This is a genomic window from Nocardioides sp. WG-D5 (assembly GCF_054031175.1).
On the sequence record NZ_CM132928.1, the window covers coordinates 2,925,022 to 2,936,657 of the forward strand.

Annotated in this window: 9 protein-coding genes; 4 read left to right on the forward strand and 5 right to left on the reverse strand. The window is 69.9% G+C overall.

Annotation, left to right across the window (positions count from 1 at the left end; translation table 11 throughout):
• Positions 1-1,083: an inositol-3-phosphate synthase gene (locus ACWZJV_RS14250; protein ID WP_008355480.1), complete on the forward strand. Its 1,083-nt coding sequence runs from the start codon at positions 1-3 to the stop codon at positions 1,081-1,083.
• 65 nt (positions 1,084-1,148) lie between these two features.
• On the opposite strand, the gene ACWZJV_RS14255 is transcribed toward ACWZJV_RS14250, so the two are convergent.
• From ACWZJV_RS14255 to ACWZJV_RS14265, 3 genes are read right to left on the reverse strand one after another with little or no spacing between them, the layout of a single operon-like run.
• The gene (locus ACWZJV_RS14255; RefSeq protein WP_457181916.1) at positions 1,149-2,372 is read right to left on the reverse strand and encodes an ABC transporter permease; all 1,224 of its coding nucleotides are present in this window, start codon (positions 2,370-2,372) and stop codon (positions 1,149-1,151) included.
• The gene (locus ACWZJV_RS14260; protein WP_457181917.1) at positions 2,369-3,043 is read right to left on the reverse strand and encodes an ABC transporter ATP-binding protein; all 675 of its coding nucleotides are present in this window, start codon (positions 3,041-3,043) and stop codon (positions 2,369-2,371) included. Before ACWZJV_RS14260 ends, ACWZJV_RS14255 begins: the two co-directional genes overlap by 4 nt.
• Positions 3,044-3,072: 29 nt before the next feature.
• The gene (locus tag ACWZJV_RS14265) at positions 3,073-4,188 is read right to left on the reverse strand and encodes a hypothetical protein (RefSeq protein ID WP_457181919.1); all 1,116 of its coding nucleotides are present in this window, start codon (positions 4,186-4,188) and stop codon (positions 3,073-3,075) included.
• A 151-nt stretch (positions 4,189-4,339) separates the two neighbouring features.
• Here ACWZJV_RS14265 and ACWZJV_RS14270 point away from each other — a divergent pair, with 151 nt between their 5' ends.
• Positions 4,340-5,626: a helix-turn-helix domain-containing protein gene (locus ACWZJV_RS14270; protein ID WP_457181920.1), complete on the forward strand. Its 1,287-nt coding sequence runs from the start codon at positions 4,340-4,342 to the stop codon at positions 5,624-5,626.
• A 10-nt stretch (positions 5,627-5,636) separates the two neighbouring features.
• Here ACWZJV_RS14270 and ACWZJV_RS14275 read toward each other — a convergent pair whose 3' ends face one another.
• Both ACWZJV_RS14275 and ACWZJV_RS14280 read right to left on the reverse strand, forming a co-directional pair.
• Positions 5,637-6,092, reverse strand: a complete 456-nt coding sequence (locus ACWZJV_RS14275; protein WP_008355491.1) for an SRPBCC family protein — start codon at positions 6,090-6,092, stop codon at positions 5,637-5,639.
• 115 nt (positions 6,093-6,207) lie between these two features.
• Positions 6,208-7,635 (reverse strand): CCA tRNA nucleotidyltransferase, encoded by a 1,428-nt coding sequence (locus ACWZJV_RS14280; RefSeq protein WP_457181954.1) that lies wholly within the window; start codon positions 7,633-7,635, stop codon positions 6,208-6,210.
• Positions 7,636-7,709: 74 nt separating this feature from the next.
• Between ACWZJV_RS14280 and ACWZJV_RS14285 the strand changes: the two genes are divergently transcribed.
• Positions 7,710-9,893: a DUF6049 family protein gene (locus ACWZJV_RS14285; RefSeq protein WP_457181921.1), complete on the forward strand. Its 2,184-nt coding sequence runs from the start codon at positions 7,710-7,712 to the stop codon at positions 9,891-9,893.
• Between the two features lie 79 nt (positions 9,894-9,972).
• A complete protein-coding gene (gene murJ, locus ACWZJV_RS14290; protein ID WP_457181922.1) occupies positions 9,973-11,610 on the forward strand; it encodes a murein biosynthesis integral membrane protein MurJ in 1,638 nt (545 codons plus the stop codon).
• Positions 11,611-11,636: the final 26 nt, after the last annotated feature.

Sequence of the window (11,636 nt, forward strand, 5' to 3'; positions counted from 1 at the left end):
ATGGGTTCGGTTCGTGTAGCAATCGCGGGAGTCGGCAACTGCGCCAGCTCCCTGGTCCAGGGTGTGGAGTACTACAGGGACGCCGACCCGGCGGGCAGTGTCCCGGGCCTGATGCACGTCACGTTCGGCGACTACCACGTCTCTGACGTCGAGTTCGTCGCTGCCTTCGACGTCGACGACAAGAAGGTCGGCAAGGACCTCTCCGAGGCGATCAACGCCTCCGAGAACAACACCATCAAGATCGCCGACGTCCCGTTCAAGGGCGTCGAGGTGCAGCGTGGCCCCACGCTCGACGGCCTGGGCAAGTACTACAAGCAGACCATCTCCGAGTCCGGCCTCGACCCCGTCGACGTGGTCTCGATCCTTCGGGAGAAGGAGGTCGACGTCCTCGTCTCCTACCTTCCCGTGGGCTCGGAGGAGGCGGACAAGTTCTACGCGCAGTGCGCGATCGACGCGGGCGTCGCCTTCGTCAACGCGCTGCCGGTCTTCATCGCCTCCGACCCGGAGTGGGCCGCGAAGTTCGAGGCCGCCGGCGTCCCGATCGTCGGTGACGACATCAAGTCGCAGGTCGGTGCCACCATCACCCACCGCGTCATGGCGAAGCTGTTCGAGGACCGCGGCGTCGCGCTGGACCGGACGTACCAGCTCAACGTCGGCGGCAACATGGACTTCAAGAACATGCTCGAGCGCGAGCGCCTGGAGTCCAAGAAGGTGTCGAAGACGCAGGCGGTCACCTCGAACCTCCGCGGCGAGCTCGCGGACAAGATCGACGACCGCAACGTGCACATCGGTCCGTCCGACTACGTGCAGTGGCTCGACGACCGCAAGTGGGCGTACGTCCGGCTCGAGGGTCGTGCGTTCGGTGACGTCCCGCTCAACCTGGAGTACAAGCTCGAGGTCTGGGACTCGCCCAACTCGGCGGGCATCATCATCGACGCCGTCCGTGCGGCCAAGATCGCCAAGGACCGCGGCATCGGCGGCCCGATCATCCCGGCCTCGGCCTACCTGATGAAGAGCCCGCCGGTGCAGATCGAGGACACCGAGGGTCGCGCCCAGCTGGAGGCGTTCATCCGCGGCGAGTGATCCTCTTCCGCTGAGCTGCCCCGGGTGCCTGGCACCCGGGGCAGTCGCATGTCCGGGGCAGGTCGTCAGAAGCGGATGGCGTCGATGATCCTGACGCGCGCGGCGATCATCGCCGGAAGGATCCCGGCGAGCGCGCCGACGGCGAGCGCGACGGCGAGGCCGAGGAAGGCCGCCGAGAGCGGGAACGGCGGGACGTCGTCGATGCCTTGGAGGACGTACTTCTCCACCAGCGGGTTCTTGACGGCGGCCACGGCCAGGAGCACGCCGATCACGCCCGCGACGACGGTGGCCACGACGCTCTCCATCAGCACCGAGAAGAACACCCGCCCTGTGGTCGCGCCGAAGCTGCGCCGGATCCCGATCTCCCGGATCCGCTGCTGGATGGTGACGAGTGCGATGTTGAGCAGGCTCAGGGCGCCGAGCAGCAGGATGATCCCGGCGATCCCGATGATCACCCACTTGACCGGGCCGATCGGGTCCTCGCCGCCCCACGCCATGTAGTCGTCACGCTGGGCGTCGACCGCGAGCCCGGGGAGCTCGGCGCGCATCGCCATCCCGATCTCGTTGGCGAGCGCGTCGGCACCCTCGACCGGCACCCACATCTCGTAGCTGGCGTCCGAAGGGGTTCCGGTCTGCCAGTGCTCGAGCGAGTCGGCCAGCATGAACGCCCGCGGCGTGCCGTAGCCGCGCAGGCTGGTCACGCCGACGATCGTGGCGGTCACCGACAGCCCCTGGCCGTTCAGCTCCACGGAGGCCGGCAGCGGCGTGCCCTGCAGGCCGAGCTTCTTCAGGAGCGTCTCGTCGACCACCAGCGCCGGGGAGAGGCGCTCCGTGTCCGACTCCTCCAGCCAGCGACCCTGCGGCACCACGACCCGGTGGATGGCGGCGTACGCAGGGTCGACCCCCATCAGCTCGATCCGCTTGCTGCGGCTCGCGGTGGTCGCCTTGATGTCGTAGGCGGAGATCCGGGCGGAGGCGTACGTGACGTCGAACCGCTCCGCGACCGTCTGGAACGCGGGCCGGACCCGCTCGACCGAGAGCGGCATGCCGTTGCGGTCGTCGTAGGCCATGATCGAGATGTGCGCCGGTCGCCCGTCGGTCTCGTAGGACTCGGTGAACATCTGCTTCGCGATCTGGCCGGCCGCCACGGTCGCGGTGATCGAGGCGACCGCCACCGCCACGCCGACCAGCGACAACAGCACCCGAAGCTTGTGGATGCGCAGCTCCTGCCACGCCTCGACGGTCGAGGCGGCCAGGCCGGTGACGATCCGCGCCAGGGACGTCCTCACGCGACCGCCTCCTCGGTCAGCGGGTGCAGCTGGCCCTCGGCGAGCCGGAACCTCCGCCGGGCCAGCGCCGCGACGTTCTGGTCGTGGGTGATCGTGATCAGCGCCGCGCCGGAGTCGTAGGTCGCCTGGTCGAGCAAGCTCATCACCATCGCGCCCGTCTCGACGTCGAGCGCCCCGGTCGGCTCGTCGGCCAGCACGACCGACGGGGTGCGGACCAGGGCGCGGGCGATAGCGATGCGCTGCTGCTCACCACCGGAGAGGAACTGCGGCATCGCGTCGAGCCGGTCACCGAGCCCGACCTTGTCGAGCATCGTCGCGGCGATCCGGCGCCGCTGCCAGAACTCCCTGCCCGAGGCGTAGAGCAGCGGCGCCATCACGTTCTCCAGCGCCGTACGCCCCGGCAGCAGGTTGAACTGCTGGAAGACGAACCCGACGTCCCGGCCGCGGATCCGGGCGGCCTGGCGGCTGCTGATGTCGGTGACGTTGCGACCGGCCCATTCCAGGGTGCCGCCGGTGGGTCGGTCCAGCAGGCCGAGAAGGTTCAGCAGCGTCGACTTGCCGGTGCCGGAGCGGCCCACGATGCCGACATGGTCCCCGCGGCGTACGTGCAGGTCGACGGCCCTCAGGATGTGTAGGTCCTCGCCGTCGGGGAGCTCGACAGTGCGGGCCACGCCGGTGAGCCTCAGGAGCTCCTCCGCGCTCACATCTCCCCCGCAGGCATTTCCTCGGACATCCCGTCGTCCATGCCGCCGCCCTTCTCCTTCGAGCCCGGGACGTAGCGCAGCACCGAGTCGCCGGCCTTCAGGCCGCTGGTGACCTCGACGAGCTTGCCGTCGGTGAGGCCGAGCTTGACCGGCTGCTCGGTAGGGGTGCCGTCCTCGCCGACGACCCAGACGCTTCCCTCGCGGACCAGACCCGTGACCGCGGTCACCGGGATGGTGACGACGTCGCCGTCGCTCGTGCCCGCGTCGATGGTCATGCTCATCGTCAGGCCGTCGAAGACGGTCACCTTCTCCGGCACCAGGCAGCTGATCCGGGCGCCCGCATCGGACTCGCCCTCGCCCTCGCCGCCGGGCGCCCCCTCCATCATCTCGTCCTCGGGTGCGTCGCCGGCGATCGTCTCGGTCGCCGCGTCGCCGACGACCAGGTCGGTGCAGGTGAACGGCTTGGGGCCGCCCTCGATGGTCACGGTCGCGCGGTCGGGGTTGCCGGCCAGCCGGTAGCGGTCCAGCGGTGAGATCGCGCCGACCGCGTGGAAGGTGGTGGGACGGATCGAGACGACCACGCCGTCCTCGGCGACGTCGGCCATCATATCGACGGCGTAGTTGCCCACGATGCCGGTGGCGGGCGCGACGACCGTGTACCAGTGGTAGACCGGCTTCGGCGCCGGCTGCTCGACCGGGGCGTCGTCGCGATCGCCGTCCCCGGCGGCGTCGTCGACCTTCCCGGGCTCCTCCTCGACGGGCTCCTCCACGGCCGCCTCCTCCTCGGCACGCACCTGGAAGAGCTTGTCGCCCTTCTTCACCCTGGTGCCCGTGTCGGCGAACTTGTGCGCCAGCACGCCGCTGACCGAGCTCGTCGCCGAGACCGGCTTGTCGATCACGATGGTGCCGTCGATCGTGAGCGAGTTGGAGATCGTGCCCTTCTCGGCGACGACCTCCTCCGGCGGGATCTGCCCGGTCGGCGTCAAGGGTGCCCCGTCCGCATCCTGCGTCGAACCGGTGAAGGCCAGCTTGAAGAGGCTGACCGCGACGACCAGCCCGATCACCGCCCAGAACGTTCTGAAAAGTACGCGGCGCACCGCCGTCTTCGACATGAGCGGACTGTAGCCCCGGGTGTCGGGTCCCGGCGGCCGAATTTCGGACCGGTTCGGCAACACTCCCGCCACGTGACTATCGAACGTGTGTTCCATCCCCTAGACTCCGGGGCCCGAACGATCGACCGCCTCAGGTACCGGAGACCCCACGATGCGTCCCGACAACGACACGACCTCGGACCGGCCGACCCCGACGGGCAACGGCACGGCAACGAACGGCCGTGGCCTGATCCTCTTCGGGGCCGTCTCCGTCGCGCTGATCTCGACGGCGGCTGCGTACGTCGCCATGGTCGGCTTCGGGCGGGACGTGCTCGCCATGGGCACGATCAACGCCTACGCCTTCGCCGGGGTCTTCGAGCTCTCGCTGGTCACCGTCGCGCTGATGGCGCGAGAGGCGGCGCAGCAGGACCGGCCGGCGCAGACGCTGCTGACCCTGACCTGGCTGCTGTCGGCCGCGTCCGGGTTCTTCGCCGGCTGGCACGAGATCCACCTCGGCCACGCCGCCACGGCCGCGGCGTTCCGGTTCATCGTGCCGCTGCTGGCCGCGCTGATGTGGCACCTGGCGCTCGTCGGCGACCGCCACCTCGCGATGGAGCGCTCCTGGTCCGACCTGCGGATGGGCGCCCGGATGCATGCCCTCCTCGCCACCCGGGTCGAGTGGCGCCGCGCTCGCGACACGGCGCTGCGGAAGCGTACGGCCTCCTCGCGGCGGAAGCTCGAACGCGCGCAGAAGCGCTACTGGCGCGCCGAGGCGGTGGCGCTGCGGTCCGTCGCGCCGGGCGCGATGCGCGAGCAGATCAACCAGTGGGTCGACGCCTTCGCCGCGGTCGCCGAGGGCACCCGCCAGGCCGACCGGCTGCCGATCACCCTGCCCGACGTGCACGAGGCGCTCAGCGTGCCCGTGGTGGAGCAGATCTCGCGCGTCACGCCCGCTCCCGGCGCCGACCGTGCCATCGAGGCGCCGGCCGACATCCCGTTCGACCGGACCGCCGACACCGTCTCCGACGTGCCCCGCGAGGTGACCCCGTCGCGGGAGCCCCGGACTCGCGAGATGGCCTCGGCCCTCGCCACCCCCGATGCCCGCCAGCGGGTCTCGAGCCGGGTGCCCGACGCCGCACGCACCGCCGCCGAGGCGGCGTCCGGAGCCGGGATGGCACCGCAGTTCAGCAACGGCCGCACGGCCAGCAAGCCCGCCGACGCCGACGGCGCCCTCCTGGACCGGATCCCGTTCCCGGAGAACATCCCCGACCCCGAGCCGGCCATCGACTATCCCGACATCTTCCCCGACGAGATCGCCGAGCTGCTGGCGAATCTCCCCGACGACAAGGCCGAAGCCTCCCGGCTCCTCGTCGACGCCGGCGCCCGCATCCCCGACGTGGCCGCGCAGCTCGGCGTCTCGACCAGCAGCGTCTACCGCTGGACCAGGGCGAAGGCCTGAGGCCGAGGCGTCAGCGCTCGAGGTCGGCCTTGAGCTTGGCGAGCGTGGTCGCCATGCCGGTACGCAGCTCCTCGGTGAAGGGCTCCTGACCACCGAACGCGATGTTCGTCAGCGAGCGGGAGAGAGCGGAGATGCCGGTCGGCGTCTCACGGCGGTGGGTGACCAGCGTCCCCTCCGGCGTCTCCTCGAGCTGGTAGGACCACACCGTCGTGTTCTCGGTGATCCGGAACGCGAAGTCGGAGTGCGGGGTGAAACGTACGACCTTGGCGTTCGTCGGCCAGTGCTTCCAGCCCTGGTGGTTGATGTTGAGGAAGCGGGTCCCCTCCTTCACCTGCCCGAACACGATCGTCTTCACCACCTGCGGACTCCACGAAGCCATCCGCGGCAGGTCGGTGATCGCCGCCCACACCTGGGCCGGCGTCGTGTTGATGGTGGTCGTCGCCTCGAGATCTGTGATCGTCGTCATAGCCGGAACCGTACCGTCAGTATGGCTCGATGGACAGTAGGTGCCCAGATGTCAACAGAGCCGGCGGGCGGTTCACGTTGGACCGAACGCTGCCGGGCGACACAGCCCGAACGGGCTATGCGGAGCGCTCGGCCCACCAGTCGAGGAGCCGCTTGGCGGCCTCGTCCTCGGAGAGGATGCCCTCGTCGAGGCGCAGGTCCATGAGGAACTTGTACGCAGCCCCGACCTCGCGACCCGGCGCGATCCCGAGCAGCGACATGATCTGGTTGCCGTCGAGCGCGGGGCGGAGGGCGGCGAGCTCCTCCTCCTCGGAGATCCGCTCGATGCGGGCCTCGAGGGCGTCGTAGGTGCGGGCGAGGCGGTCGGCCTTGCGGCGGTTGCGGGTGGTGCAGTCGGCGCGGGTGAGCACGTGGAGCCGGTCGAGCTGGTCACCGGCGTCGCGGACGTAGCGGCGCACCGCCGAGTCGGTCCAATCGCCGTCGCCGTAGCCGTGGAAGCGCAGGTGCAGCTCGACCAGCTTCGAGACCGCCTCGATCTCGTCGTTGGAGAAGCGCAGCGCCTTCATCCGCTTGCGGGTCATCTTGGCGCCGACGACGTCGTGGTGGTGGAACGAGACGGTCCCGTCGTCGTGGAACTTACGCGTGCGCGGCTTGCCGACGTCGTGCATCAGCGCAGCGAACCGCGAGACGAAGTCGGGCCCGCCGCCGAGGCGCGCCTCCTGGTCGATCGACTGCTCGAGCACGGTGAGGGTGTGCTCGTAGACGTCCTTGTGCCGGTTGTGCTCGTCGCGCTCCATCCGCAGCGCGGTCAGCTCGGGCAGCACGAGCTCGGCCAGCCCGGTCTCGACCAGCAGCGTGAGCCCGAGACGCGGGAAGGGCGCGCAGATCAGCTTGACCAGCTCGTCGCGGACCCGCTCGGCGGAGATGATCGAGATCCTCGACGCCATGTCCGTCATCGCGGCGACGACCTCGGGCGCGACCGTGAAACCGAGCTGAGCGGCGAACCGTGCCGCTCGCATCATCCGCAGCGGGTCGTCGGAGAAGGAGTCCTCAGGGGTCCCGGGGGTCCGCAGCATCCGGGTGGCCAGGTCCACGACACCGCCGTAGAGGTCGACGACCTCACGGCCCGGGAGTCGCACCGCCATCGCGTTGACGGTGAAGTCGCGGCGTACGAGATCGTCGGCCAGCGAGGTGCCATAGGCGACGGCAGGCTTGCGAGAGTCGGCCGAGTAGGCCTCGGAGCGGTAGGTGGTGACCTCGACCTGCCACGGGCCCTTGCGGGTGCCGATGGTGCCGAAGTCGCGGCCCATGTCCCACAGCGCCTCACCCCACGTACGCAGGATCTTCTCGGTCTCCTCGGGACGCGCCGAGGTGGTGAAGTCGAGGTCGTTGTGGGGACGGCCGAGCATCGCGTCGCGGACGGGTCCGCCGACCAGGGCCAGCTCGTGACCGCCTGCAGCGAAGGCCTCTCCGAGGGAGTCGATCACCGGTGCGATACGGTCCAGTTCAGCAGTCACCGATCGCTGAACATCGGCGACGCTGATCGGGGGAAGCTGGCTGTCGGACACAACGCCGCAGTCTACGAGGACCGCACCCCCGGAAAGATATTCTCGAAGTCATGCCAGTTCGCCAGCATCAGGCGAGGCCGCCACGGCCACGTGGACGAGCCACCGCCGCACTCATCCTGGCGCTGCTGGCACCCCTGCTGCTGATGCTTCCGGCGCCCGCGCAGGCCGACGAGGAGGCTGTCGAGACCGACCCCCTGGCGGTGAGCATCGACCAGCTCGACACGGTCAGCCTCGACGGCCGCACCAAGGGCCGGATCACGGTGCGCGGCAAGGTCGAGAACACCACCGAGGAGGAGTGGAACGGGGTCAAGGTCTACCCCTTTATCGGCGACACGCCGATGACCACCTCCGAAGAGCTGGCCGAGGCGGCCAAGCTGCCCGCGGACGCGCTGGTCGGCGAGCGGATCGTGACCGAGGGGGCGTACGCGACGATCCCGGACCTCGCCCCCGGCGAGTCCTACTCGTGGTCGCTCACGGTGCCGCGCAAGCTCCTGCACGTCACCGAGCCGGGCGTCTACTGGTTCGGGGTCCACGCGCTGGGCGCGACCACCCCCACCACCGCCGACGGCCGGGCGCGGACCTTCCTGCCGCTGGTCAAGGAGCCCAACAAGCGGGCCAAGGCCGAGAAGGTCTCGCTGGTCATGCCGCTGCGCCGCAGCGTGGTCTACGACGCCGACGGCAGCGTGAACTACCTCCCCGGCTGGATCCGCGACCTGAGCGCCGGCGGACGCCTCTTCCGGCTGCTCGAGACCGGCACGGAGATCCCCAGCCTGACCTGGGCCATCGACCCCGCGCTGATCGATGCCGTACGCCACCTCGCCGAGGGCAACCCGCCCCGCAACCTGTCCCCGACCGACGAGGGCGGCGAGGAGCCGGAGGAGAGCGGGAGCCAGAGCGCATCGCCGTCCGCCTCCGCGCTGCTGCCGAGCGACTCCGACAGCACCGGCAGCGCCGACGCCGCGGCCGAGACGGCGGTCGACGAGGAGGCCGAAGCCGCGCAGAAGGCCGCGACCGTCTGGCTGGGCCGCCTCGAGAAGGCGCTCGCCGGCCACAACCTGCTCGCGCTCCCCTACGGCGACCCCGACCTGTCCGCGCTCGCCACCAGCGACCCCGACCTGCTGGCCACCGCGCGCGAGCAGACCGCCCAGGTGCTCGCGGAGCTCGGCATCAAGGCGACCTCGGCCGTCGCCCCGCCGACCGGCTACCTCGACCGTGCCGCGGTCAACCTCCTCGAGCCGGGCGCGGTCAACCTGGTCAGCGACCGGATGTTCCGCGGCAACGCGCCGGTCATCGCCGATCTCGACGGCCACCAGATGATCGTGACCTCCTCGGGGGCCGCCGCCGGCGGGCCGGGGCCCAACGACCCCATCGACGCGATCTCCGTGCGCCAGCGGATCGTCGCCGAAGCCGCCCTGCGCCGAGGCTCCGGCAAGCCGCTCGTGGCGGTCATCCCCGACCGCTGGCATCCTCCGCAGTCCGCGGCCTCGTTCGTCACCCCGTGGCAGAACGCCCGCTGGATCTCGTCCTCGACGCTGGCCGAGGCGATGACCGGGCACAAGGCGAAGTCCGTGACGGTCGACCAGCTGCGCTACCCGCGCCGCGAGATGAAGGCCGAGATCTCCGCCGACCGGATCAGCACCGCCAAGGAGCTCGTCGGCGCCGGCGCGCTGCTGCAGCGCGTACTGACCCACAACGACGAGGTCGCCTCCGACGTCACCAGCGAGGCCCTCACCACGACGTCCTACTCCGCCCGCAAGGGCGACACCGACTCTGCCGCCAACGCACTCGACCAGATCAGCTCCGAGCTCAGCTCGATCACCGTGAGCGTTCCGCCGAAGGTGATCCTGTCGAGCATGAAGGGCGGCGAGTTCCAGGTCACGCTGAGCAACGAGCTCGACGAGCCGGTCACGGTGCGGCTGGACGCGATGACCGACGACTCGCTGCGGGTCGCGACCTCCGAGCCCGTCCAGCTCGACGCCAACTCGAAGGCGAGCTTCAACCTCGCGGCGAGCATGCACGACACCGGCACCCACACCGCGCTCATCGTCGTCACCGACACCAAGGGCAACCCGCTGGGAGCCCATGCGTCCGTCCCGATCCGTCCCTCGCAGGTGAGCGGGGTGATCTGGTGGTTCGTCGGCACCGGCTGCGCGCTACTCTTCGCGGCGATCGCCGTGCGACTCACCCGGCGCATCATGAAGGCCAAGAAAGCCCGTACGTCAGGAGCAGCGTGAGCGAGCGTCAGCGAGCGAACCATGAATGCAAGACGCCGCCGCGTCCGTATTCTGGCGCTTGCGCTACGGAGGTGGCGGCGTGACAGCCACCGAGCAGAAGTCCGGCGGAAGCTCGGTCCTGGCCAACAGCGCGGTGATGGCCGCGGGGACGATGTTCTCCCGGCTCAGCGGCTTCCTCCGATCCGCCCTGTTGGTCGCGGCCCTGGGTTCCGGGCTGCACGCCGACGTCTTCAACATCGCCAACACCGTCCCCAACATGCTCTACATCCTGTTGGCGGGCGGCGTCTTCAACGCGGTCCTCGTGCCGCAGCTGGTGAAGGCGCAGAAGAACGACGAGGACGGCGGGGCGGCCTACACCGACCGGATCATCACGCTCGCCGGGCTCTTCCTCGGCGCCGTGACCATCATCCTGGTCCTCGGGGCTCCGCTGCTGATGCGCCTCTACCTCGGCGCCGACTGGTACTCCGCCGACCACGAGGCGCAGCTCGAGTCGACCATCGACTTCGCCCGCTGGTGCCTGCCGCAGGTCTTCTTCTACGGGATGTTCGTGCTCGTCGGGCAGGTGCTCAACGCCCGCGGCAGCTTCGGGCCGATGATGTGGGCGCCGATCGCCAACAACATCATCGCGATCTCGACCCTGGTGATCTACCTGGTCGTCTTCGGTCCCTCGAACTCCGGCGGCTACACCTCCGCCGAGGAGACGCTCCTGGGCCTGGGTTCGACTCTCGGCATCGCGCTCCAGTTCCTGCTGCTCCTGCCGGTGCTGCGCAAGGCCGGCGTACGCTTCCGCCCCCGCTTCGACTTCCGCGGCGCAGGGCTCTCCCAGACCGCGAAGCTGGGCATCTGGACCGTGCTGTTCGTGGTCGTCAACCAGATCGCCTACACGATCGTGACGAGGCTCGCCTCGACTGGTTCGGCCGCCGACGGCACCGGCTACACCGTCTACTCCAACAGCTTCCTGGTCACCCAGGTGCCGCACTCGATCATCACGGTCTCGCTGGCGACGGCGATCCTGCCGATCCTGTCGCGCCACGGCGCGGCCGGCGAGCTGCCCGAGCTGGGACGTACGTTGTCCCGGCAGCTGCGCAACGCGCTCGCGATCGTGATCCCGATCGCCGCGCTGCTCCCGGTGCTCTCCGAGGACATCGCCCACATCCTGTTCGGCTACGGCGCCGGCGCCGACGCGTTCAAGACGTACGCCCCGACGCTGTCCGTCTTCGCGGCCGGACTCGTCTTCTTCACGATCCACTACCTGCTGCTGCGCGGCTTCTACTCGCTCGAGCAGAACCGCACCGTCTTCTTCATCCAGTGCTCTGTCGCCACCACCAACATCGTCGCCGCGCTGCTGCTGACCCGGGCGTTCTCCGCCGAGCACACCGCCGCCGCCCTGGCCGGCGCCTACTCGCTGTCCTACCTGGTCGGCTCCGTCGTCTCGTACGTCGTGCTCAAGCGCACCCTCGGCGACCTGGACGGTCGCGGGCTGCTCGCGTTCCTGGCCCGCCTGGTCATGGTGACGGTCGTCGCCGCTGCCGCCGCCTGGCTGCTGCGCACCGGGCTGGGCCTGATCAACGACGAGCCGACGATGGTGCTGGCCTTGATCGGGGCCGCTATCGTCGGGGCGCTGCATCTCGGCATGCTGCTCCTCGGGGCGCAGGCTGCCCAGGTCAAGGAGCTGACCGCGATGGTGCAACAGGTTGCCCGACGGCTCCGCCGTTGAGCACCTGTCCTTGACCACCATCGGAC